The sequence below is a fragment of the Lelliottia sp. RD5 genome (assembly GCF_056032945.1).
The window spans coordinates 199355-221143 of sequence record NZ_JBVYHQ010000002.1 but is presented as its reverse complement, the minus strand read 5'-3'; the positions used below and the strand labels follow the sequence as shown (position 1 = coordinate 221143).

The window sequence follows — 21789 nt, the reverse complement described above, 5'->3', positions numbered from 1 at the left end:
CGTTACGCTGCTGGCAGCTCCGCCAGCGGCCAGCGCGGACGCACTGACACGCTCAAATCGGCCGTCGCACCGCCTTTCACGCGCACCATACCCGCATAGGCGATCATGGCACCGTTATCGGTACAAAACTCCGGACGCGCGTAAAACACCTCCCCGCGACGTTTTTGCATCATCTCCGCCAGCCGGGTCCGCAACGTGCGGTTAGCGCTGACGCCACCCGCCATCACCAGACGCTTAAAGCCGGTCTGATCCAGCGCGCGTTTGCACTTGATCATCAACGTATCCACGACGGCATCTTCAAAAGCGCGAGCGATATCAGCGCGGGTCTGATCGTCGTTTTCGTTATTGCGGATCGTATTCGCGGCAAAGGTTTTCAGGCCGGAGAAGCTGAAATCCAGCCCTGGACGGTCGGTCATCGGGCGCGGGAAGACAAAGCGTTTTTCAACACCCTGCGACGCCAGTTTAGAAAGCATCGGGCCGCCAGGATAATCCAGGCCGAGCAGTTTGGCGGTTTTGTCGAATGCTTCACCGGCGGCATCATCGATGGACTCGCCCAGCAGTTCATACTCGCCAATACCCGTCACGCTGATAAGCTGGGTATGACCGCCAGACACCAGCAGCGCCACAAACGGAAATTCCGGGGGATTGTCTTCGAGCATCGGCGCCAGAAGGTGCCCTTCCATATGGTGAACCGGAATGGCAGGCACATCCCACGCAAACGCCAGCGAGCGTCCAATCGTCGCGCCCACCAAAAGTGCACCCACCAGGCCAGGGCCGGCAGTGTAGGCGACTGCATCGATATCTTTCGCGGTTAAACCCGACTCTTTTAACGCCGCCTGAATCAGCGGAACCGTTTTACGCACATGGTCACGAGAAGCCAGTTCAGGCACCACTCCGCCGTAATCAGCGTGCAATTTCACCTGACTATACAGTTGGTTGGCTAACAGGCCTTTTTCGTCGTCGTAAATGGCGATGCCGGTTTCATCGCAGGATGTTTCAATACCCAGTACACGCATGGCTAATTTTACCTCTTTTCAATACCGCGCAGTTTAGGTCGATTGCGAGGTGATGTATACCCTCAGGAGTGCAGCGCCGACACTGCGGATCCCCGGTAGCGCAGGAACAACGAGGTCAATGGGGTGAGAAAGGCAAGCCATCGGGCCTGTCGTTTGACTGGCAAAAGGGGTAAAACTTTGTTCGCCCCAGGAAGATCGGTCGTGTATACTCCCTTTCCTTATAAAAGTCCCTTTCAAAATCGCGCCGGTGCTTTACAAAGCAGCAGCAATTGCAGTAAAATTCCGCACCATTTTGAAATAAGCTGGCGTTGATGCCAGCGGCAAACCGAATTTATTAAAGGTGAGAGTTACATGCCGGTAATTAAAGTACGTGAAAACGAGCCGTTCGACGTAGCACTGCGTCGCTTCAAGCGTTCATGCGAGAAAGCAGGTGTTCTGGCGGAAGTTCGTCGTCGTGAGTTCTATGAAAAACCGACTACCGAACGTAAACGCGCTAAAGCTTCTGCTGTGAAACGTCACGCGAAGAAACTGGCTCGCGAAAACGCACGCCGTACTCGTCTGTACTAATCTGTTGGGGGTTTGCGCCCTCAATTGACAGACCGAGTTGTAGTCGTAAGGCCGTGCTTCCGAAAGGAATGCGCGGCTTATTTTCGTTTATGAATCTGCATTTACACAAAATTATTCGCACTGTATCAAGGCGGCAAAGGTGTAAATCCCGGGCGCTTACACAAGTAAGTGACAGGGGTGAACGCACGTAGCCAACGCAGAGACAGTTTGAAGGATGACGTGTAAAAAACGGGGCTTATGGCTGGACGAATTCCACGCGTTTTCATCAATGACCTGTTGGCCAGAACCGACATCGTCGATCTCATCGACGCGCGGGTAAAGCTAAAAAAACAGGGCAAGAACTACCACGCGTGCTGTCCGTTCCATAACGAAAAAACCCCCTCTTTCACCGTAAATGGTGAAAAACAGTTTTACCACTGCTTCGGCTGTGGCGCACACGGTAACGCTGTCGATTTTTTGATGAACTACGACAAACTTGAGTTCGTAGAAACCGTCGAAGAACTGGCCGCGATGCATAACCTTGAAGTGCCTTATGAAGCGGGCAGCGGTCCAACACAGATAGAACGCCATCAACGGCAAACGCTGTATCAGTTGATGGAAGGCCTGAATTCTTTTTACCAACAGTCTTTGAAGCAATCTGCCGCTGAGCCTGCGCGTCAATATTTGAACCAGCGCGGATTAAGCGACGACGTTATTGCGCGTTTCGCTATTGGTTACGCCCCTCCCGGCTGGGACAACGTGTTAAAGCGTTTTGGCGGCAATAGCGAAGATCGTAAATCGTTGATCGATGCGGGCATGCTGGTCACCAACGACCAGGGACGAAGCTACGACCGCTTCCGCGAGCGGGTAATGTTCCCCATTCGCGATAAGCGAGGCCGGGTGATTGGGTTTGGTGGACGCGTGCTGGGCGATGCCCTGCCGAAATACCTCAACTCCCCGGAAACCGATATTTTCCACAAAGGTCGCCAGCTTTATGGCCTTTATGAAGCCCAACAGGATAATGCTGAACCCCGGCGTTTACTGGTGGTCGAAGGCTATATGGACGTGGTTGCACTGGCACAGTTCGATATCAACTACGCGGTCGCGTCGTTGGGAACGTCCACCACTGCCGACCACATTCAGCTGCTGTTCAGAGCGACGAATAACGTTATCTGTTGTTACGACGGAGACCGTGCCGGACGCGAAGCCGCCTGGCGCGCCCTGGAAACGGCACTGCCTTATATGACCGATGGGCGTCAGTTACGCTTTATGTTCCTGCCCGACGGTGAAGATCCCGATACGCTGGTGCGTAAAGAAGGCAAAGAGGCGTTCGAAGCGCGGATGGAGCTGGCTCAGCCGCTCTCCACGTTTTTGTTTAACAGCCTGATGCCGCAGGTAGATTTGAGTACGCCGGATGGCCGTGCGCAGCTCAGTACGCTGGCGCTGCCGTTGATTACTCAGGTTCCAGGCGAAACGCTACGTATCTATTTGCGACAGGAACTCGGCAACAAGCTTGGCATTCTGGATGACAGCCAGCTTGAACGTTTAATGCCGAAACTGTCTGAAAACGGCGCGGTTCGCCCCGCTCCACAGCTAAAACGCACAACCATGCGTATACTGATAGGGTTACTGGTTCAAAACCCGGAACTGGCACCGCAAGTGCCGTCGCTGGTCGGATTGAATCATGAGAAGTTGCCTGGGCTCGGTTTATTTTCAGAACTGGTTAACACCTGTTTGTCACAGCCAGGACTGACCACCGGACAGCTTTTAGAGCATTATCGCGGCACAAAAGAGTCCGCTACCCTTGAAAAACTGTCGATGTGGGACGATATAGCAGATAAGGATATTGCAGAAAAAACGTTCACCGACTCGCTGAACCATATGTTTGATTCGATGCTTGAGCTGCGCCAGGAAGAGTTAATCGCTCGCGAGCGCACACACGGTTTGAGCAGCGAAGAACGCCGGGAACTCTGGATGTTAAACCAGGAACTGGCCAAGAAATAAACTGAAAGACAACATCATTCGAGTTGCATTAAGTCAGCAAGCGAACGCAGAGACAACTTGAAAGATAAAAGAATTTAACGGCTTAAATGCCGAATATCGATCGGGAAGCCCCCGGCAGCCGCACTGAGAGGCAGCGGCACAAATATAAGTACGCCCTCGCTTTAAATGTTGGTAGCAGCACCGCCGACACCAAATAAACGAAATAAGTGTGGATACCGTCTTATGGAGCAAAACCCGCAGTCACAGCTGAAACTTCTTGTCCAACGCGGTAAGGAGCAAGGCTATCTGACCTATGCCGAGGTCAATGACCATCTGCCGGAAGATATCGTCGATTCAGATCAAATCGAAGACATCATCCAAATGATCAATGACATGGGTATTCAGGTGATGGAAGAAGCACCCGATGCCGATGATCTGTTGCTGGCTGAAAACTCCAACAACACCGATGAAGACGCTGAAGAAGCCGCTGCACAGGTTCTGTCCAGCGTGGAATCTGAAATCGGTCGTACCACTGACCCGGTGCGCATGTACATGCGCGAAATGGGTACCGTTGAGCTGCTGACCCGTGAAGGCGAAATCGACATCGCGAAACGCATCGAAGACGGGATCAATCAGGTTCAGTGTTCTGTTGCCGAGTACCCGGAAGCGATCACCTATCTGCTGGAACAGTACGATCGCGTAGAAGCTGAAGAGGCGCGTCTTTCCGACATCATCACCGGTTTCGTCGATCCTAACGCTGAAGAAGAAGTCGCTCCGACTGCTACTCACGTTGGCTCTGAGCTCACTAAAGAAGAGCGCGAAGAGAACGAGGAAGAAGACGAAGAAGACGAAGAAGAAGAAGACGACAACAGCATCGATCCTGAGCTGGCTCGCGAGAAGTTTGGCGAACTGCGTACGCAGTACGAATTGGCCCGCGACACCATCAAAGCGAAAGGCCGTAGTCACGCCGCTGCGAAGGAAGAGATTCAGAAGCTGTCTGACGTGTTCAAGCAGTTCCGCCTGGTGCCAAAGCAGTTTGATTACCTGGTCAACAGCATGCGCGTCATGATGGATCGCGTGCGTACCCAGGAACGCATCATCATGAAACTGTGCGTTGAACAGTGCAAAATGCCGAAGAAAAACTTCATCACACTGTTCACCGGCAACGAAACCAGCGAAACCTGGTTCAACGCCGCTATCGCCATGAACAAACCGTGGTCTGAAAAGCTGCACGACGTCTCTGATGACGTTCAGCGCGGCTTGCAGAAACTGCGTCAGATTGAAGAAGAGACCGGCCTGACCATCGAGCAGGTGAAAGACATCAACCGTCGTATGTCTATCGGCGAAGCGAAAGCCCGTCGTGCGAAGAAAGAGATGGTTGAGGCGAACTTGCGTCTGGTTATTTCTATCGCCAAGAAATACACCAACCGCGGTCTGCAGTTCCTGGATTTGATTCAGGAAGGCAACATCGGTCTGATGAAAGCGGTAGATAAGTTTGAATACCGTCGTGGTTATAAGTTCTCCACCTACGCAACATGGTGGATTCGTCAGGCGATTACCCGCTCTATCGCGGATCAGGCGCGCACCATCCGTATTCCGGTGCATATGATTGAGACAATTAACAAACTCAACCGTATTTCTCGCCAGATGTTGCAAGAGATGGGCCGCGAACCAACGCCGGAAGAACTGGCTGAACGCATGTTGATGCCGGAAGACAAGATCCGTAAAGTGCTGAAAATCGCGAAAGAGCCAATCTCCATGGAAACGCCAATCGGCGATGATGAAGATTCGCATCTGGGTGATTTCATCGAGGATACCACCCTCGAGCTGCCGCTGGACTCTGCCACCACCGAGAGCCTGCGTGCTGCCACCCACGACGTTCTGGCTGGCCTGACCGCACGTGAAGCGAAAGTCCTGCGTATGCGTTTCGGTATCGACATGAATACCGACCACACGCTGGAAGAAGTGGGTAAACAGTTCGACGTAACGCGCGAACGTATTCGTCAGATCGAAGCGAAGGCACTGCGCAAACTGCGCCACCCGAGCCGCTCTGAAGTTTTACGTAGCTTCCTGGACGATTAATCGCCCCGGAACTCAAAAAAGCTCCCTACGGGGAGCTTTTTTTATGCCTGTACGGAGACAAATACCAGGAGGATTTACCCTCCTCAAAGAACGTGAAGATGAGCGAACGGCCAGAACTGCATTATCTTCCCCGCACCACCAGCGCTTCATCCAGTTCCCGATAGGCTTCCACCAGTTTATCCAGCGTCGCTCTGTTGAGCCCGCTCGGATTGGGCAGCACCCACACCTGGGTCATGCCAATCGTGATACTCTGTTTGCCCCATTGCGCCCCGCGCTGGCTAAACGCCTGCTCATACGCCTGCTTACCGAGGATCGCCAGCGCTGCAGGCTGATAGTCCTCAATCTTTTTGACCAATTCCCTGCCGCCGCTGCGCAATTCGTGCAGATTTACCTCATTCGCCTGCACCGTGGGTCGCTCGACCAGCATAGTAATGCCGCAGCGGGTATCCAGCAGATGCTGCTCCTCTTCTGGCTTCAGAAGCCTGTCAGTAAATCCGGCCTGATGAATCACCTTCCAGAAGCGATTCCCAGGATGGGCAAAGTGAAAACCCGTGTGCGCCGATGACTTACCCGGGTTGATCCCGCAGAACACCACCCGTAGCCCGGGCGCAAGAATATCGTTGATCATCCCATTCTCCGATCAATACATCAGGTAGTTAGTATAAAGGATTGATTATGCATTGTTTATAAAAACAGCAGGCAGGTGTGAATGGCTGGATTGCGCGGCTGAGTTACTTTATAATTCACCGCCACGGCCCCTTAGCTCAGTGGTTAGAGCAGGCGACTCATAATCGCTTGGTCGCTGGTTCAAGTCCAGCAGGGGCCACCAGACACAGCAAGGGCTGGCGCTAAATGCGCTGGCCCTTTGTTTTTCTCCAGGATATTTATAGGATATTTTGAAACGGGAATCATGGTGATTCATGGTTAATTTGTGACCGTTCATAGCTATCATTTCTTTTCTAACATCCGAAATTTCTATAGCTTCGAAGTTAAAACCTCCCTTTAGTAACCTCTGCGAACTAGTAATAAAACATTAATACCAGATTAAATTATATACATTCGGTTTAAGTGCTTCCGCCTCGCTGATACTTACACTCTTCTTACGCCAGTTGACTGGTGATAAGAGGGGGTAATGAAATGAAGCACAGTATCGTAAAAGCGTTGTTTATCAGCATACCGCTTATGGGTTTAGCTCCTGATATGTCACATGCCGAAAGAGTGGATCTCGGATGGGGAAACATAACCCCCTGTTCACGCGTAATCTGGCGAAATGATGGCATTTTCGGAACGCCGTCACCAACTCTTGAGACAGCAGAACAGCGAGTTCACGCATATGCTGAGGTGGATGCTCCATCAATTCCTGGTATCCAGAATGATATCCAGCAATGTGCCGTTCAAGGTGCGGCCGCCGCAACTTTAACGGCAATAATTACATCTCCCGCGGGAGCAATGCCCGCCTTTCATGCTCAGTTCGAATCATGCATGCAACAGAGGGCTCGTCAATATTTCACGATTTCTCTGGGAGTGTCTGACGGAGAGTGTATGTGGTAACTCTATTTTATATAAGATGCGCAGAGATAATCGCAATATTGAAGAGCACTTAACTCTGCGCATGTTTTTTAATTTTCGCTAAATTATATTTAGACTAGAATCAACCAAAGTCACAATATGTTAATCATTATACAAACCAACTTATTAAAATCATTCTTTCCTCGACCATAGAAGCATTAAAATCTATTAAGTTTACTAAAACAATGGTTTTATGCCCATGAGAAAACTTACAAAACTCTTTGTAAACAATGAAGATAAATCAGAAGAAATTTTAAACGCTTTATATTTACATCCTCTTAACGAAGAGGTTAAAAGTAGATGCAGTTCAAACTTTTTAATACAGTTATACGCCGGAGTTCTTACAAGAACTGAAGACCCCTTCAGAATAATTCATGAGATATGTGTACTTGAGGGGGTAATAGATGTAACGCAAAGCATGACTAAAGAGCCCACAATGTTTACCAGAAAACCAGAGCTAAAGGGTTTATGGCATAAGCATTATTTTGGATGTGCCATATCCGTTATGGCAATCAATCTAAAAAATGCACTTCATAATTATGGCATTCCCTATCTTGATAATCTTTTAGCAGAAAGCAAACGGGCAGGACAAGAACACTATTTAAATGAAAAAGAAATAAATCACATAGTACACGAAGTTGTTAATAGTCATTTCGAAAGAAGATTAAGGGATAAAGAGTTGACTGGACATTGGATAATATACGCCAAATATAATGATAAAAATTATTATCTTTGTCTCGGAAAGCACACTGACGATGAAAAATTAATAAGAAAGAATATTGATAAATTATGTGTTCCTGACTTCCCATTTCTGAATGACATCCTTGAACCGTTACCTTTCCAGTAAGACTGGTTTTTTCGCCTCAATGATCATAGAGCGTAAATGCCCTGTCCAGCCACAGAACGTAAAACGTAGCATCGCGCTTGTAACCTACCATTGGTGCCTTGCTACAGAAGCGAAATGCAATAAGCTCCACGTCTTCGGTAACATGCGCGGGGATTGCCGCTTTGATTGAGTTGCGGGAGATTTTTTCGTATCCGAGCTTATGTCGGTCCTGCTGGCGGATATCCGCCCACGAAAGTTGACTCAACCGGAAAAGCTTGTCAGTTAACGCTGCCTTTTCTTTTTGCTCACAACAATCAACGCAAAAACCCTTTTGAAGGTAACGAAACGAAAATTCAGGAGGGCTGCGATCAATGGTCTTTGCTTTGTCTTCAGGAGACATACCCACAGTCGCAGAGGTATCACGATCTCGTTGCTTAAGCCGCCCCTGAATTTTTCCCATGGATTAATGCACCAGCGTTTTAAAAAACTCCGCCATAACACCGTGGGGAATTTCCCTGCTAGCTTCCCCTTCCACATAAACACTCTGCCATGGTGCTTCTTCATGGCTCATGTTACGCAATTTCCATGCTGAGAACTGTCCATAGACATTGAAAACTTCACCCAGCAATTCCAGCTCTTCTGCAGAGTACCGAGAAAAGTCAATATCAGCCGGAACCGGCAGGCTGTTTGTCCCATGCTCTTTGAAGGCATGATAGAGATCTGGAACGACTGGGCCGTGCATCCACGCTTCAATTTTTTCTTCAAACAATGGTTTTTGAAGAAGAGCCAAGGAAAATCCCTGGGCGTAGTAAGCCAGTTTTTGGAGTTTCAGATTCGAGATAGGATCGCCAGCTTCTTCGCCTTTAGTCAGAAAGTAGTTGGCGACGTCATAACAAGTAAGCATTTCGCCTCCTTCACCCATAACGTTCGAACAAGTGGTTCAATAACTTTAGTAATACTACTAAAAAATCACACCAAATCCACGCCTTAAAATGCGCTATGGGTAACAATAGTGACAACAGCACAGTTAAAGTGATACGAAGGCCAGATCATCACCAGATCACAATAAAACGCATATATAGACATAGAAAAAACGTTGGTTCATTCGGTTCAGTTGGTTCACGGACCTGCAAGCCGCGCCAGTGCTGGATTTATGCGAACCAACATGCTGTAAAATGATGTTGGTTCAGGCTGGTAAATGTTGGTTCATTCCCCTTCTTTTCATGAATTCAGGTGCTTTAGCGCCGCAATGGCCCAGCCATATTGCAGATCCTGCAGGCGCTCCAGCTTGCGAAGGAATGTTTTCCTCCTCATACCCTTTGGCCGTTTAAAGCTGGTGGGGCTGCGCAGTAAAAATCCCACATCCGGCTCATCCGGCCCCCAGATAGCCACCCTCTCTTTTTTGATTCGGTGGCACAAGCGATCGAACGGGGTTTCAAACGTTTCATATTGGCTCGCATAGCGGATTCCGTGGCATTTTCTACACTCCAGTCGGTTATCTCTCCAGTACAGCCCCGCATTGCGGTTATGACACGCCGGGCAGACGAACCACCAGCGCTGGCCATTAAACGCCGTAGCGGTCGTCTCCATGTAAAACTCCTGCCATTGGTAATCAATGATGGCCGGGCGGGCGATAAATAGCGGCGTTATATCTATGCGAATCACGCGCAGACAATCAAGCCCGCGCCCGAATAGATCCCCTTCCCCGTACTTCATCTCCGCAACCCGTGAAATATCGCCTCCTGATATCTGCGGGAAATCATGCGTGAAGCGCGCCCTTTTAGGTTGGTGAATCTTCATTTTTATTCCTGCTGTAAGTTCATCGAAATCATATGGGGAAGTGGCACTTTTTGCGACTTAATAACAGCCATTTTCACCCCTGAAAGCCGCGTGGTTACTGGTTTTGCTGTGTGTTTTTGATTATAAAAAATGCGATATTTCAATGTATTGATTTAAATAATAATTTTATTACGGTGTTTTTTGTTAAGCCGCAAAACCCCTCTGTGTGATCGGGTCCTCCAGTTCGGGGCGAATGCTTTCTTGCATGCACTTTTTCCGACGATATGAGTGCCAGATATTGAATTGCTCATTTTTTACGCAAATCATAATTCCGCATTTCTCGTGCGGAATAATTCTGGGAAAAAAACCACTCGCAGACCGCAGCCCAACAGCGTTTCAGTGCGGAATTAAAATAGGTCGAAAAGTGCGGAATTATCGTTTTTTTGCGAGAACTACTTTTTAGCCCTCAAAGCCGCATGTAGCGCGGAAGTAAGGAGTTACATAGCTATTTCCAGTTGTGGATAACTTTCTATTTAATCTGCAGTTGTGGCCACCGCAAACCTTAACAATTCTTAACATGCAAAATTGCGAATTCGCAGTTTTTAACCCTGGCATTTCTTAGCATAAAAAAATTGCGAATTCGCAGTTTTGTACATGCCTTTAGGCTGTAGCTGCCAAGGCATTCGCAGGTTACGAATCATCGTTAACCCCTTGCTATTTCTATGCTGAAAAAACTGCGAATTCGCAGATCGAAAACTTAGGAAATCTTAGGAGATCTTTGGGGTGAATTCGCAGAACGTACGCACATAAAAAGGCCCCTGCGCGGGGCGTTTGTTAGTTGCTGGTGGTGGTTAATTCTGTGGCGTTGGTCGTCATGCTGTTTTCTCCTGGTTGGTTTCAGATAAAGCTTTTTCCAGCAATATTCGGGCAATAGCGTTAATGGTTGGCGCTGCGCCGGTGGTGCTGATCTGGCTGTCACGCTGCTGGATACGTTCGAGGGCGGCATACTGCTCACGGGTAACGAGCACTACGCGAGTGTTAGTCTTTCTGGTCATGATTTCCCCGCCCACTGATTAAATATACAGTTGCAAGTTTAATCCCATAAAGCACAACGTAAACAACAATCATTGCACAATTAGCAATATCGATAATATTCTCACCAACCTTTTGACTGGCGTCATAAAATTGCGTGAATAATTCAAAATAATTATATTTTTTATTAATTAATTAGATGGGTAAATATAGGTAACAACGGGTAAATAAAAAATTACATTCTGTAAAATAAAGTCGCTGTAATGTCTGGTTAATTTCTCAACTACATGGAGTTAATTGAAATGGCTATTCCTGCTTATTTATGGCTCAAAGACGACGGTGGCGCGGATATCAAAGGCGGCGTGGATGTACGGGATCGTGAAGGTAGTATCGAGGTTCATGGTTTCGGTCATGGACTTTTTTTGCCGACTGACAACATGACAGGGAAGATCACCGGCACTCGCATTCATAGCGCCATGAACTTTGAAAAAGAGTTCGATTACTCAAGCCCGTATCTTTACAAGGCAGTTGCTCAGGGGCAGACGTTAAAAAGCGCTGAATTTAAGTGGTACAAAATCAACGATGCAGGCCAGGAGGTTGAATACTTCAACATGCTTCTGGAGGGGGTGAAGGTCGTCTCAGTGTGTCCTCTCATGCATAACTGCAAAAACGAAAGCACAGAAAAACATAATCACCTTGAAGGCATTTCCCTCCGTTACAACAAAATCACCTGGAAGCACTGCGACGGCAATATCATTTTTTCTGACTCATGGAACGAGCGATGATCCAGTGTACTTTCAGGCTTAACGGTAACGGCCTTTCAAACCTCAGCTGTCCGGGTATCGGTTTCTTCCCGGCTTACTCTGGCAACGTGGGGCATAACCGAAACAACCCCGATTCAGTAAAGGTAAAGGGGATTGGCCCACTTCCTCCGGGCAAATATTACATTGTGGATCGGCCAAGAAGTTTCATGACCAAACTGAAAGATATTGGCGCAACCAAATACACTGGTTCCGACCATTCGATCTGGTTTGCACTGTACCGCGCAGACAATAACATCGATGACTACACGTTTGTTGACGAGGTTGAACGAGGGAATTTCAGGCTCCACCCGGCAGGCTATGAGGGGATAAGTAACGGTTGTATTACATTACCCTCGCCCTCCCATTTTGCAGTGCTCCGTGAAGCTCTAATGAGAACGCCAAAGATGATTGTATCTGGCTCGCTCTATGCTTACGGCACAGTACAGGTGTATTAACGATGACGCCAGCAAAGCATGTTGGATTATGGCTCGCTCAATTCCTGTCATTTTTTGTGATTTGTTCAGTGATATTCGTGGCGTTGCCTGAGGTGTATCTCTTCAATCTATATAGTGAATCAGTGGGCTTTATAACAGAGCAGGACTGGAACGATTTATTTATGTTCAGTATTTTAGGGGCGTCCCTGCTAATTAACGCCGTGCTAATTTACGTGATAGCCTCAATAAGACGAAAGCCTGATTCCGACTGACATTAATTTTGAGCGCGAACCACCAGCAGCGCCGGTAGCCCATTCTAATTCGCTCGCGCAAGGCATCCTTATTAACAATGATGTTGGTTCAAAATTGGTGATTGTTGGTTCAATTGGTGTGTTTGTTGGTTCGTTTATTTTCATTAAATCCTTTGAATACAGACATATAAAACCTTTGAACTAACTGAACCAACTGAACCAACATCCTTATGTTTCTATATGGGGTTTATTCTTCCTGTTCATCGTCTCCGGGCATGTGATGGATTACGTACACATTGAACTGACGACCGTCCACACGGGGTGATTTGCGCTGATACCCACGCCCGGCAGCTGGTGCTGATAGCATGCCATTTTCTGCCAGAACCTTAGCGAACTGACGCGGATTAAATCCGTTGGCAATCTCCTTTTCAAACGCTGCTGGGAAGGTGTAAAAAATCACAGGTTCAGAATCATGAGCGCTTTTTTTATGGCGGTAGCCTGCAAGATTCTGGATCGGGAAATCAGCGTTGCTGTACGGAATTGGAGCAAACCGGCTAATACCATGAGCATTAAGAAACGCCTCGCACTGCTCGATGATCTGCTGGTGCTCTTTGTTGCCGGTGCCGAATTCATGTATCCACGAATTCCATGTGTGCTGGATAGCGTCACGGCACGCCTGCGCACTCCACCCGGTGATTTCTGTACTCAGGATTAGCGCAGCTTCCATCACGGCAAATCGACCGGCCACACGCTGCGCCTGTTCGCCATACTCTGCGGGTAACAAATCGCGCCAGCTCAGCTCAGCAGCGCGCAACGCTTCCCGGGCCTCCTGCTGGTGGTCGGAAAGAAATTTAATCCACTCACGCCCGGCAGCGCCGTGGTTATCCAGCCAGGCGGCGGCCAGTGCGCGTGCGTGCACCTCACCTGTCTTGTATTCATAAAAATTTGTGGCTTTGGTTAGTGGGACATTAATCAAGCGCACCATTTGACCGGCTTTGGCTTTTTTCCCTACGGTAGCAACAAAGGTTTCCATATCCACTTCACCGGTGCTGATCGCCACCACACGCCAGCGCTTAAAATCACGGTTTCCGCCCTCTTTGGCCCCCTGCAGCTTTCCGGTACCGTTAAACAGCGCGTAAGCAGCCTGATAGACACTAACCGGATCCGTACCCTGGCCGATTTCATCCAGTGGCATAAGCGCGTCATTGTGTGCGGCGGCTTCGTTCGCCAGCCCCAGCGCCGTGCCGTACCAGGTTAATTTGAGCGCCTCCGGTTTCCCGTACAGGCTACTGGCCACACTTTGTGTGGTGGTCTTGCCGGCGCTCGATGAGTTGTAGAAGTGAATGCCGAACCCGTCAGAGTCAGTAAGGCCAATCAGCGGCCCACACAGCGCAGCGGCAATGGCTGTCATCATGGAATAGTTACCGGCAGCCAGGCGGCCCACGCTGGCGCGCCAACTGTCTACCGTTCCCCGCACTGAATACCCACCAGCAGCAGAACTGCGCCCGTTAAACATCACCGGCGTTGACGGTGTGCCGATGATTTCCCCATCGGGCATGATATACGCCCCGCACTGCCAGCCGGTCACGCTGGCGATATGCCACAATTCGCAACTGGCGGTATCACGCAGCAGGTGATCGGCCAGAACATTGCGCAGGCGTGGATTAGCGGTGATAAACAACCCACCAGCACGCAGGCGCGCCCATCCCTCACGGTCGCCAATGTCGCGCATAGGAATAGCTTCTGCGCGTTTCATTTTGCTGCTTGCAGGCGTCCAGCGCAGTATTAGATAACGCGCCTCATCATCGACACCGATCCCCACGCCTGCCACCTCCAGCAAATTGCAAAGAATCTGCCCAGGGCGAAGAATTTCGCCAGTTTCCTTATCCAGTTTTGGCGTGATCCAGATCCCGCAACCGGTCCAGATTGAAAAGACATGTTTCCTTTCTCATTCCCTTTGGCCGTTTAAAGCGGGTGGTGGTAGGCATGAGTATACATACCACCCGCGATAGCCATACGCTTAACGGCTATTGAATCGCTCGGTTTTTAAAGAAAGGCGTATTTCCGCTGCGGAATAATTCTGAGAAAAACATTCACAGGCCGCAACCCAACAGCATTTCAGCTGTGGGATTAAAAAGGGTGGAAAAATACGTAATTAATGACTCTGGTGAGAACTCGAATTTTTACAATCAAAACTGCAAACAGAGCGAAAATAGTGAGTTACGCTGATATTTCCATTTATGGACAACTTTCCCTATCTATTGATTATTTATGAGAGTGGTAGAAACCAGCCAGGCAACATTATAAAAAAACCGCTCAACGTTGTTACCTTCACAACGGATTGGACGGTAATGCCACACCGCCCCCTTTTGCGCATTTGCAGCTTTAAAAATTAATAAATTTTAATAGATGTTTTGCGAATTCGCAGATCGAACTTAGATAATCTTTCGGTTAATTCGCGGAGCATGCGCACATAAAAACCTGCATGGGCGTTTGTTACTTTCTGGTAGCGCAGGAAAATAGTTCCAGTCTCCATTAATTTACGAATTATTCAAAATAACTATTCCCCCCCGCTGATTAATCAGATAAACAAATAGAAGTAACAACGGGAAAATAAAAAATTACATTCTGTAAAATAAATTCGCAGTAATGTCTGGTTAATTTCTCAACTACATGGAGTTAACTGACATGGCTATCCCAGCTTATTTATTTTTAAAGGATGATGGCGGAGCCGTGATTAAAGGTTCATCTGACGTCAAGGATCGTGAGATGAGTGTGGAGGTTTTAGCTTTTGGTCATGGTTTACATCTACCAACCGATAACAATGCTGGCAAGATAACCGGAACACGAGTTCACAGCGCCATCACCTTTGAGAAGGAATTTGATTCATCAAGCCCCTATTTATACAAAGGTGTGGCGAAAGGCCATACGCTGCAGAGCGCAGAATTTAAATGGTATCGCATCAACGATGCCGGGCAGGAAGTCGAATACTTCAACATGCTGCTGGAGAACGTGAAGGTAGTTTCTGTTTGCCCGGTGATGTACGACATCAAAAACCCGGCGACCGAGAAACATAATCATCTTGAAAGCGTATCCCTCCGCTATGAGCGCATTACATGGAAACATTGCGATGGGAATATTCAATTCACTGATGCCTGGAATGAAAGATGATTAGATGTACGTTTCACCTGAATAGCGGTCAGCTATCCAATCTTAGCTGCCCCGGCATTGGATTTTTCCCGGCCTATTCTGGCAATAAAGGAGCAATGAGAAATAATCCAGATGATAGTGGCATTCAGGATGTTGGCCCATTGCCCCCTGGTAAATACTATATAGTGACAAGACCAGGAAGTGGGTTTAAACATATTGTTAAAGATGCCGCCTACTCCATTTTTTCTGGCTCAAATCACTTCACATGGTTTGCTCTGTACAGGGAAGATTCAAACATAGATGACCTTACGTTTATTGGCTGCGTGGAAAGGGGTAATTTTAGGCTGCATCCTGCTGGATATAAGGGTATTAGTAATGGCTGCATAACGTTTATCAGTAAGGATGATTTTAATATTTTCAGAGAGGCATTGCTGAGGACACCAACTTTTAAAGTCTCCAGTCAACTTGATGCTTTTGGAACGGTGCAAGTATACTGATGAATACAAAAAAACTCCTGATGATGTGGCACATATTCGCATTCACCTATCTCCTGACATTCATATTACTCATGGGAGTATTTCCGGAAATAGAAACGTTTTCTTACCTTACAAAAAAATACGGTTTCATTGATATTGAAAATTGGGACTTCTACTATCTTTTGTTTGTCGCCATGACGGCACTTATCGTTAATAATTTTTTTATTATTTTTTCAATGAAATTTATTAAAAGATTTAATAAAGACAGGAAGTAGAATGAACATTTACTTTGCTGTAATTATTTTAGCGTTTTCCCTGACGACATCTTCAACAGCCTTAGCTGACCGGGAACAAGCCGCAATGAATGCTCAGAAAATGGCAGACGCCCAGAAAAGGCAAGCTGACGCAGCAGATAACGCCGCATGGGATGCCGAAATGCGTGCGGTTAAGAACCCAACCACCAGCAATATGATGGAGTCATGGGATCGGGGAGATACTGCAGATGCTGCTCGGGATTCCGCAGACGCAGCCCAGACTATGGCGGATGATTTGAGCGATGAGTGACAGCAAAACCGTAATAGTGGCAATGTAAAGCACCATTCCGCTTTCAAGCCTTAATATCAAAGCGTTCGGCACAATCCAGGTGTACTAATGAAACCTATTTACATTGCTCTGCTGTGGGCGTTCTCATTTGCAGCATATTCAGTAATCTTAATCCTGATGTATGCCTTTGTGCCTCAGGGTTCTCTATTCGAATTTTATAATTCAATAGCAGGCCCGGTACCTGGTGCTGAATGGGATACCATTATTAGCAATATTGTTATTTTTGGCAGCGCTGTAATAACGTTTTTGCTGGTATGGTTGGTGGCAGTCATTAGTATGAGACGGAAATAATGACTTATGGATCACAACATACTTACGGCGCTATTCCTGTAAATTCAGCCCTCATGGCGCTCCTGCGCTTATCTGGTGGCGCTTAGGCTGCTGATTGTTCAACCGTGGAAGACATGGACGCTGCCGACACGGCCATCGCATCTCTTCAAAACAGGCAGGGCGTAAATTGGTTTTCCAAAAATTTCAGGCAGTGCGATGGCCGCTACATAGCGGAGGGGGCTTCTAGCGTAGTTGTCAGGCTGCTGGTGGAGAACGGGAAATCCACTGGACAACTGGGGGTAATGACGACCTAACAAGCGCAATAGCGTCTGGACGCTGTGCGATTAAAAGCACAGGATGCCGGAAAACCGCAGCCTTATACGCATTCAAATCAGGAATCTTGTTTTCCGGCACAGCAAAAAGACGGAAGTTAATGAGCAGGAATTCGGGCAATCACTTTAATTTCGAAATCAAACCCTGCAAGCCAGGTCACGCCCACGGCGGTCCAGTTTGGGTAAGGGGGATGCGGGAAAATAGTCTGTTTTACCTGCATGATCGTTGAAAATTGATTTTCCGGATCGGTATGAAAGGTTGTGACGTCAATCAGATCGTCAAATGTACAACCCGCTGCAGCAAGCGTCGCTTTCAGGTTATCAAACGCCAGCTGCACCTGAGCGGCAAAATCTGGCTCTGGCGTGCCATCGTCGCGGCTCCCTACCTGGCCGGAAACAAACAGCAAATCACCAGAACGAATCGCGGCAGAATAACCGTGCTCTTCATAGAGAGCGTGTCGGCTGGCAGGGAAAATCGGTTCGCGCTTAATCATAGGGTATCCTGTACTTTGCTAATGTGAGAAAACGTCAGCGCAGCACGGAGAGATGATTTAATATACGCTGCGTATGTTGAATTAATAACACATACGCGTCGTATGTCAAATGTAGATGGAGAAGGTATGGTGACTAAACGTCGTACTGAAATGATGGAAGAGAACCGCGCAAAGTTAGTCATGGCCGCGCGAAAAGCCTTTGCTGAAAGAGGTTTTGCCGCGTCATCCATGGATGAATTAACGGCCAGCGTGGGCCTGACACGCGGAGCGCTCTATCACAATTTTGGTGATAAAAAGGGATTACTGGCCGCGGTTGTTGCCCAGATGGACGGTGAGATGGCGCAACGTGCCAAAGCTGACGCCGCGCATGCCAGCGATGACTGGGAACGACTACTGGCTGAAGGCGTCGCCTATATCAAGATGGCGTTAGACCCCGAAGTGCGACGTATCGTGTTGCTTGACGGCCCGGCCTTTCTCGGTGATCCCGCTCAGTGGCCCAGTCAAAATAATTGTCTTGAATCCACCCGTCACACCGTTAAAAAAATGCTCGAACGAGGTGTTCTAAAAGCGGTGGATGCAGAGGCTGCAGCCCATATGTTAAACAGTGCTGCGATGAATGCCGCACTTTGGGTCGCGGCGAGCAGCGATCCTGAGAAGGCACTCCCGAACATTATCGAGGTGTTTACCCAGCTGGCAAGCGGCTTGCGCAAGCATCCTCAAGCACAATGAATATGCGCCTTTACAGCGCCAGCAAAGCCCCGATGCGCAACATCGCCAACAAATTGGGAATGCATTACATCAGATGACAACGTCTTCGTATCCTTACACGCTCCACGATCTTCTCTGTCTTCGTCAATTCAATGAGACACACGGCGTTTTTCACGCAGAAGCCAGTGATAAAGCGATTGTCGAATGGGCGGAGCGACAGGTTATGCAGGGCAACGAGTCTGAAGCATTGCTGATTCTTGCCTCGTTAAATCTCGATACGCATCCCAATGCATATGAAGTCAGAATGTATCTCGACCGTTATCTGCGTGAATCCCGGCAGTCGTTGCCGGATGCAAAAATCAGCGCGTTGATTTGGCTTAAAATACAGCTGTGGAATATTATTCAGTGTGAAGACGCCAAAAAAGCGGAAACGGCATTATATGATTTCGCCATCGCGTATCTGGATTTTCCGCCACCGTTTTTCACCAGAACATGCCGCTATTTCAACGGGTTTTATTACCGTCTCTATGACGATCTCGGCGGAGAATATCAAACGTTAGCCTCAGAAATGAGCGACTCCGCGTTGCTGTCTTATATCAAAAACCATACAACGCCCTTTTATCGCGTGCTGTCACATAACGAGTGGTTGGATTTTCTTACGATCGAATAAAACAGATGCCGCAGCTCTCTTTAATTGCAGTTGCCGCGCGCAGTTTCGCATGGTCCTTTCGTCACAGACTGGGTTTTATTCAGAAGGGAAAGTGGACGCTATACAGCGTCCAGGTTGATCACGTTGGGTGATATTTCAGCTCACACCAGCGCGCGTAGTTGCTCACGCATATAGGCAGAAAAATATTCAGGGTTTTTGATAACGATGTGGCTACCGGACTTAATTTTTTCGGCCCAGCCCGCCACCTTCTCAGTAAAACCGGTATCCCATCCCTCCTGGACGCCGCGGGCTGTGACATCGTCAGCGCTCGCCGGGACACCTATCTCTTTCAAATACTTGAACATCCCCTTCGCGGTGCTTTCATCCATTGACTGTGGCGCTGATGCGGAGGTATCCATCCCACCAATGAAATCCAATGCTTTATCAATTACTGCAGGCATAGTCTTATCCTTAAAATTAACCACGTAACGAATAAGCTTCTTGTATGGCCCAAATTGGCTTTCAATACCAGGAGATCGCTAACACTTTTACATTTACGGTCAGAAAGGGTTACCTGTTATCCCCTCATAACAAGCCACTGGAAGGTGACAGCCAGACCCGGCAATTGCCCCATCCTGTGGTAAGTGCGCCACCAAAGACAAAACCCACTTCAAAACTAAAGAAATCCCCCATCGCGCCGATCATCATCCGTGTGTATTATTTCCTGTAGCTGTGACAACAACTAACCTTAACTCAAATACTTAAGCGCCAAAGCGAAAGGCATCATGAGCACACCAATCAAACGGCTAGAAATCATTAAAAATGCCATTGAACTGGAAGATGACGACATCATCCTGAGCCAGCTGGCACGACTGAGAAGCGAAGCGTTTGATGACGAGCTGTTGTCGATCGTCACGGCGCTTGAGAATCAAAATTATACCGCGGCAATGGCGGCGATCACCGCGTGGTTGCAGAGCCAGCGGGCGATGACGCAGTGGCGCGATCCGCAGGTTGCTGCGAGCAAGCTTGAGCTCAAAGCGCTGGAAGAGCGTCTGCGCGATCTGATTGACCGTCGCAACGCACGCGTTCAGCAGTTGGATGAGTTCAACGATCTCTATTTCTCCCGTCTCGGCCCGCTGATGTCGCAAATCCTTCAGCTGCGTAAAACCCTCGCGGAGCTGAATCTACGCCGTCAGCAAGCGGAAGCGCGCCGTCGCGAAGAGGATTATCGTCGCTGTCAGCAATATATGTCGCAGGCCGTCGACGTGCTTTCGACACTGACACAGCGCTGGCGTGAGCTGCCTGCCGATTCCGTTCAGGCCGCCGAGACGCGTAAACTCTTGCAGCAGCAAAGCGACCTGATTGCCAATTTGCTGGCTGAGGCGCAAGAGCTTGAGAGGGGCTTAACGCGTGAAGAGGAAGAGGAGCCTGCGCGTCAGGCACGCGACGAGGCCAACGAAGAGTACGAAAAATACCGCGAGCAACATCACGACGCAGAAGTGCGTATGCGCAAAGGCAAAGCGTTGTCGGAAGAGGATCAGAACGAGCTAAAACGGCTCTGGCGTCAGGCGAGTAAGCTCTGCCACCCGGACCTGGTGGCGGACGATCTGAAAGACGAAGCCAATACCATGATGGTACAGCTCAATCAGGCCAAACAGCGCGGAGATGTCAAAGCGATTCGCTCACTGGTCGCGCGCCTGCAACAGGGCTTTGAACCGATAATGGCCAGCGACAGGTTGAACGATCTGGAGCGCATTCGCAAAAAGATGGCGCAGGTTCGCGAGCAAATCGACACGCTGGTCAGCGAGCTGGCCGAGCTGGAAAAAGAAGAGTCCTGGCTGCTGGTCTCCACGTTGAACAATATGGAATCCTATTTTACCCAGCAGGAAAAGGCGCTGCGCGAAGTCCGCACAGCGCTCGAGCATCAGGTCAATGAAGCGCAGCTGGATTCCGCAGCCTAGCTACTTAGCGTGCCAGTACGCGCTGGCACGCACCAGCTGCTGATCAATCGCGTCGGTTTCAAACTGGCGGCTCAGGTTTTTCACCACCTTCCCTTCCCCGGTCAGCCAGATAAAGTAATCCGCTGCTGGCACGCTCAGCGCCGCCAGCCGATCAGCCACTGCCTGCTCGCTGTGACCCACAATCCAGGTAATCTCAAACTCGCTCAGGTGCGCCAGATAGTCTTTGTAAGACGCATCGCCCACGGTGACGACGGCATGAACTTCCGGACGGTTCGGCAGTTGTGCAATCGCTTCAAGACGGCGGCGCAGAGCCGGCATTCCTGATTCATCGCACACGTACAGTTGCCATGCGTAATCCTCCGGCACCACCAGAGAGCCGCGCGGGCCACCGATGGTGAGCTTATCGCCCTCTTTCGCCTGGACAGCCCAGTTGCTCGCCAGACCATCCTCGTGGACAAAGAAATCCAGCGCCAGCTCGTGACGCACGTCATCGTACAGCGGAGTGTAGTCGCGCGCCTGCGGGCGTACGCCGTCACCCCAGTTGATACCTTCGTCGGTCACCACGGGCGGTGAAAACGTCATACCCGGCGCCGGGAAAAAGACTTTGGTGTGGTCGTCAAAACCCCGGGAGCTGAAGCCTGCCAGAGCGTCGCCGCCTAAGACAATGCGCTGGAAACCAGGACTGACACGCTCTACGCGCAGCACGTTCAGCTCGCGAAAGCGCAGTTCATTACGGACACGTTGTGGGTAGCGGGTGGATGTCATTTCTCTGCCTTCGAATGTGAATACGATATATCTAAATAGGTTTTAAATGATAATGATTGC

At 49.0% G+C, this 21789-nt stretch carries 23 protein-coding genes, 1 tRNA gene and 1 pseudogene; 15 read left to right on the top strand and 10 right to left on the bottom strand.

Features of this window, described 5'->3' with window-relative positions; translation table 11 throughout:
* Positions 1-2: 2 nt before the first annotated feature.
* The gene (gene tsaD / locus AC0LWE_RS08815) at positions 3-1016 is read right to left on the bottom strand and encodes a tRNA (adenosine(37)-N6)-threonylcarbamoyltransferase complex transferase subunit TsaD (protein WP_059177466.1); all 1014 of its coding nucleotides are present in this window, start codon (positions 1014-1016) and stop codon (positions 3-5) included.
* Positions 1017-1367: 351 nt separating this feature from the next.
* Between tsaD and rpsU the strand changes: the two genes are divergently transcribed.
* The 3 genes from rpsU (at position 1368) to rpoD (ending at position 5627) form a co-directional block, all read left to right on the top strand.
* Positions 1368-1583, top strand: coding sequence for a 30S ribosomal protein S21 (gene rpsU, locus AC0LWE_RS08810; protein WP_001144069.1), 216 nt, complete (start codon positions 1368-1370; stop codon positions 1581-1583).
* A gap of 237 nt (positions 1584-1820) precedes the next feature.
* Positions 1821-3566, top strand: a complete 1746-nt coding sequence (gene dnaG / locus AC0LWE_RS08805; RefSeq protein WP_059177465.1) for a DNA primase — start codon at positions 1821-1823, stop codon at positions 3564-3566.
* A 165-nt stretch (positions 3567-3731) separates the two neighbouring features.
* Entirely contained in the window at positions 3732-5627 is a 1896-nt protein-coding gene (gene rpoD, locus AC0LWE_RS08800; RefSeq protein ID WP_072241722.1) for an RNA polymerase sigma factor RpoD, read from the top strand.
* A gap of 121 nt (positions 5628-5748) precedes the next feature.
* On the opposite strand, the gene mug is transcribed toward rpoD, so the two are convergent.
* Complete coding sequence (gene mug, locus AC0LWE_RS08795) at positions 5749-6255, bottom strand: G/U mismatch-specific DNA glycosylase (RefSeq protein WP_059177464.1); 507 nt, start codon at positions 6253-6255, stop codon at positions 5749-5751.
* Between the two features lie 125 nt (positions 6256-6380).
* On the opposite strand from mug, the gene AC0LWE_RS08790 reads away from it, so the two are divergent.
* The 3 genes from AC0LWE_RS08790 to AC0LWE_RS08780 all read left to right on the top strand — a co-directional run bounded on the left by AC0LWE_RS08790 (position 6381) and on the right by AC0LWE_RS08780 (position 8043).
* Positions 6381-6456 (top strand) — tRNA-Ile (locus AC0LWE_RS08790).
* Between the two features lie 308 nt (positions 6457-6764).
* Complete coding sequence (locus AC0LWE_RS08785) at positions 6765-7178, top strand: hypothetical protein (protein ID WP_202667753.1); 414 nt, start codon at positions 6765-6767, stop codon at positions 7176-7178.
* 217 nt (positions 7179-7395) lie between these two features.
* A complete protein-coding gene (locus AC0LWE_RS08780) occupies positions 7396-8043 on the top strand; it encodes a hypothetical protein (RefSeq protein WP_202667754.1) in 648 nt (215 codons plus the stop codon).
* A gap of 16 nt (positions 8044-8059) precedes the next feature.
* Here AC0LWE_RS08780 and AC0LWE_RS08775 read toward each other — a convergent pair whose 3' ends face one another.
* The 4 genes from AC0LWE_RS08775 to AC0LWE_RS08760 all read right to left on the bottom strand — a co-directional run bounded on the left by AC0LWE_RS08775 (position 8060) and on the right by AC0LWE_RS08760 (position 10856).
* Positions 8060-8482 carry a hypothetical protein gene (locus tag AC0LWE_RS08775; RefSeq protein WP_202667755.1) on the bottom strand — a complete coding sequence of 141 codons (423 nt, stop codon included), beginning with the start codon at positions 8480-8482 and terminating at the stop codon, positions 8060-8062.
* A gap of 3 nt (positions 8483-8485) precedes the next feature.
* Positions 8486-8926 (bottom strand): Panacea domain-containing protein, encoded by a 441-nt coding sequence (locus tag AC0LWE_RS08770; protein ID WP_202667756.1) that lies wholly within the window; start codon positions 8924-8926, stop codon positions 8486-8488.
* Between the two features lie 317 nt (positions 8927-9243).
* Positions 9244-9822: a hypothetical protein gene (locus tag AC0LWE_RS08765; protein WP_202667757.1), complete on the bottom strand. Its 579-nt coding sequence runs from the start codon at positions 9820-9822 to the stop codon at positions 9244-9246.
* 851 nt (positions 9823-10673) lie between these two features.
* Positions 10674-10856, bottom strand: a complete 183-nt coding sequence (locus AC0LWE_RS08760) for a hypothetical protein (protein ID WP_202667758.1) — start codon at positions 10854-10856, stop codon at positions 10674-10676.
* 279 nt (positions 10857-11135) lie between these two features.
* Between AC0LWE_RS08760 and AC0LWE_RS08755 the strand changes: the two genes are divergently transcribed.
* Both AC0LWE_RS08755 and AC0LWE_RS08750 read left to right on the top strand, forming a co-directional pair.
* The gene (locus AC0LWE_RS08755; RefSeq protein WP_202667759.1) at positions 11136-11618 is read left to right on the top strand and encodes an Hcp family type VI secretion system effector; all 483 of its coding nucleotides are present in this window, start codon (positions 11136-11138) and stop codon (positions 11616-11618) included.
* Positions 11615-12091, top strand: a complete 477-nt coding sequence (locus tag AC0LWE_RS08750; protein WP_202667760.1) for a DUF2778 domain-containing protein — start codon at positions 11615-11617, stop codon at positions 12089-12091. Before AC0LWE_RS08755 ends, AC0LWE_RS08750 begins: the two co-directional genes overlap by 4 nt.
* Positions 12092-12568: 477 nt before the next feature.
* On the opposite strand, the pseudogene AC0LWE_RS08745 reads toward AC0LWE_RS08750, so the two are convergent.
* Positions 12569-14227, bottom strand: a pseudogene (locus AC0LWE_RS08745) (DUF927 domain-containing protein); the annotation flags it as partial.
* A gap of 782 nt (positions 14228-15009) precedes the next feature.
* On the opposite strand from AC0LWE_RS08745, the gene AC0LWE_RS08740 reads away from it, so the two are divergent.
* The 4 genes from AC0LWE_RS08740 to AC0LWE_RS08725 all read left to right on the top strand — a co-directional run bounded on the left by AC0LWE_RS08740 (position 15010) and on the right by AC0LWE_RS08725 (position 16841).
* The gene (locus AC0LWE_RS08740) at positions 15010-15492 is read left to right on the top strand and encodes an Hcp family type VI secretion system effector (protein WP_474265265.1); all 483 of its coding nucleotides are present in this window, start codon (positions 15010-15012) and stop codon (positions 15490-15492) included.
* Entirely contained in the window at positions 15489-15968 is a 480-nt protein-coding gene (locus AC0LWE_RS08735) for a DUF2778 domain-containing protein (protein ID WP_202667762.1), read from the top strand. The genes AC0LWE_RS08740 and AC0LWE_RS08735 overlap by 4 nt, the downstream gene beginning before the upstream one ends.
* Before the next feature lie 255 nt (positions 15969-16223).
* Positions 16224-16511, top strand: coding sequence for a hypothetical protein (locus AC0LWE_RS08730; RefSeq protein ID WP_202667763.1), 288 nt, complete (start codon positions 16224-16226; stop codon positions 16509-16511).
* Positions 16512-16598: 87 nt separating this feature from the next.
* Complete coding sequence (locus AC0LWE_RS08725) at positions 16599-16841, top strand: hypothetical protein (RefSeq protein ID WP_219347361.1); 243 nt, start codon at positions 16599-16601, stop codon at positions 16839-16841.
* 409 nt (positions 16842-17250) lie between these two features.
* On the opposite strand, the gene AC0LWE_RS08720 is transcribed toward AC0LWE_RS08725, so the two are convergent.
* Positions 17251-17646 (bottom strand): RidA family protein, encoded by a 396-nt coding sequence (locus AC0LWE_RS08720; protein ID WP_174342870.1) that lies wholly within the window; start codon positions 17644-17646, stop codon positions 17251-17253.
* 126 nt (positions 17647-17772) lie between these two features.
* On the opposite strand from AC0LWE_RS08720, the gene AC0LWE_RS08715 reads away from it, so the two are divergent.
* Positions 17773-18375 (top strand): TetR/AcrR family transcriptional regulator, encoded by a 603-nt coding sequence (locus AC0LWE_RS08715; protein WP_174342869.1) that lies wholly within the window; start codon positions 17773-17775, stop codon positions 18373-18375.
* A 73-nt stretch (positions 18376-18448) separates the two neighbouring features.
* Positions 18449-19024, top strand: a complete 576-nt coding sequence (locus tag AC0LWE_RS08710; RefSeq protein WP_219347360.1) for a hypothetical protein — start codon at positions 18449-18451, stop codon at positions 19022-19024.
* Positions 19025-19164: 140 nt separating this feature from the next.
* Here the strand turns inward: AC0LWE_RS08710 and AC0LWE_RS08705 are convergent, their stop codons facing one another.
* Positions 19165-19464, bottom strand: coding sequence for a DUF1889 family protein (locus tag AC0LWE_RS08705; protein ID WP_059177425.1), 300 nt, complete (start codon positions 19462-19464; stop codon positions 19165-19167).
* 324 nt (positions 19465-19788) lie between these two features.
* Between AC0LWE_RS08705 and AC0LWE_RS08700 the strand changes: the two genes are divergently transcribed.
* A complete protein-coding gene (locus tag AC0LWE_RS08700; RefSeq protein ID WP_059177423.1) occupies positions 19789-20964 on the top strand; it encodes a hypothetical protein in 1176 nt (391 codons plus the stop codon).
* On the opposite strand, the gene AC0LWE_RS08695 is transcribed toward AC0LWE_RS08700, so the two are convergent.
* A complete protein-coding gene (locus AC0LWE_RS08695) occupies positions 20965-21729 on the bottom strand; it encodes a siderophore-interacting protein (protein WP_219347359.1) in 765 nt (254 codons plus the stop codon).
* Positions 21730-21789 lie beyond the last annotated feature (60 nt).

Excerpts from the sequence above, each read along its gene's own strand:
- tsaD (WP_059177466.1), bottom strand. The coding sequence starts at position 1,016 with ATGCGTGTACTGGGTATTGAAACATCCTGCGATGAAACCGGCATCGCC.
- rpsU (WP_001144069.1), top strand. The coding sequence starts at position 1,368 with ATGCCGGTAATTAAAGTACGTGAAAACGAGCCGTTCGACGTAGCACTG.
- dnaG (WP_059177465.1), top strand. The coding sequence starts at position 1,821 with ATGGCTGGACGAATTCCACGCGTTTTCATCAATGACCTGTTGGCCAGA.
- rpoD (WP_072241722.1), top strand. The coding sequence starts at position 3,732 with ATGTTGGTAGCAGCACCGCCGACACCAAATAAACGAAATAAGTGTGGA.
- mug (WP_059177464.1), bottom strand. The coding sequence starts at position 6,255 with ATGATCAACGATATTCTTGCGCCCGGGCTACGGGTGGTGTTCTGCGGG.
- AC0LWE_RS08785 (WP_202667753.1), top strand. The coding sequence starts at position 6,765 with ATGAAGCACAGTATCGTAAAAGCGTTGTTTATCAGCATACCGCTTATG.
- AC0LWE_RS08780 (WP_202667754.1), top strand. The coding sequence starts at position 7,396 with ATGAGAAAACTTACAAAACTCTTTGTAAACAATGAAGATAAATCAGAA.
- AC0LWE_RS08775 (WP_202667755.1), bottom strand. The coding sequence starts at position 8,482 with ATGGGAAAAATTCAGGGGCGGCTTAAGCAACGAGATCGTGATACCTCT.
- AC0LWE_RS08770 (WP_202667756.1), bottom strand. The coding sequence starts at position 8,926 with ATGCTTACTTGTTATGACGTCGCCAACTACTTTCTGACTAAAGGCGAA.
- AC0LWE_RS08765 (WP_202667757.1), bottom strand. The coding sequence starts at position 9,822 with ATGAAGATTCACCAACCTAAAAGGGCGCGCTTCACGCATGATTTCCCG.
- AC0LWE_RS08760 (WP_202667758.1), bottom strand. The coding sequence starts at position 10,856 with ATGACCAGAAAGACTAACACTCGCGTAGTGCTCGTTACCCGTGAGCAG.
- AC0LWE_RS08755 (WP_202667759.1), top strand. The coding sequence starts at position 11,136 with ATGGCTATTCCTGCTTATTTATGGCTCAAAGACGACGGTGGCGCGGAT.
- AC0LWE_RS08750 (WP_202667760.1), top strand. The coding sequence starts at position 11,615 with ATGATCCAGTGTACTTTCAGGCTTAACGGTAACGGCCTTTCAAACCTC.
- AC0LWE_RS08740 (WP_474265265.1), top strand. The coding sequence starts at position 15,010 with ATGGCTATCCCAGCTTATTTATTTTTAAAGGATGATGGCGGAGCCGTG.
- AC0LWE_RS08735 (WP_202667762.1), top strand. The coding sequence starts at position 15,489 with ATGATTAGATGTACGTTTCACCTGAATAGCGGTCAGCTATCCAATCTT.
- AC0LWE_RS08730 (WP_202667763.1), top strand. The coding sequence starts at position 16,224 with ATGAACATTTACTTTGCTGTAATTATTTTAGCGTTTTCCCTGACGACA.
- AC0LWE_RS08725 (WP_219347361.1), top strand. The coding sequence starts at position 16,599 with ATGAAACCTATTTACATTGCTCTGCTGTGGGCGTTCTCATTTGCAGCA.
- AC0LWE_RS08720 (WP_174342870.1), bottom strand. The coding sequence starts at position 17,646 with ATGATTAAGCGCGAACCGATTTTCCCTGCCAGCCGACACGCTCTCTAT.
- AC0LWE_RS08715 (WP_174342869.1), top strand. The coding sequence starts at position 17,773 with ATGGTGACTAAACGTCGTACTGAAATGATGGAAGAGAACCGCGCAAAG.
- AC0LWE_RS08710 (WP_219347360.1), top strand. The coding sequence starts at position 18,449 with ATGACAACGTCTTCGTATCCTTACACGCTCCACGATCTTCTCTGTCTT.
- AC0LWE_RS08705 (WP_059177425.1), bottom strand. The coding sequence starts at position 19,464 with ATGCCTGCAGTAATTGATAAAGCATTGGATTTCATTGGTGGGATGGAT.
- AC0LWE_RS08700 (WP_059177423.1), top strand. The coding sequence starts at position 19,789 with ATGAGCACACCAATCAAACGGCTAGAAATCATTAAAAATGCCATTGAA.
- AC0LWE_RS08695 (WP_219347359.1), bottom strand. The coding sequence starts at position 21,729 with ATGACATCCACCCGCTACCCACAACGTGTCCGTAATGAACTGCGCTTT.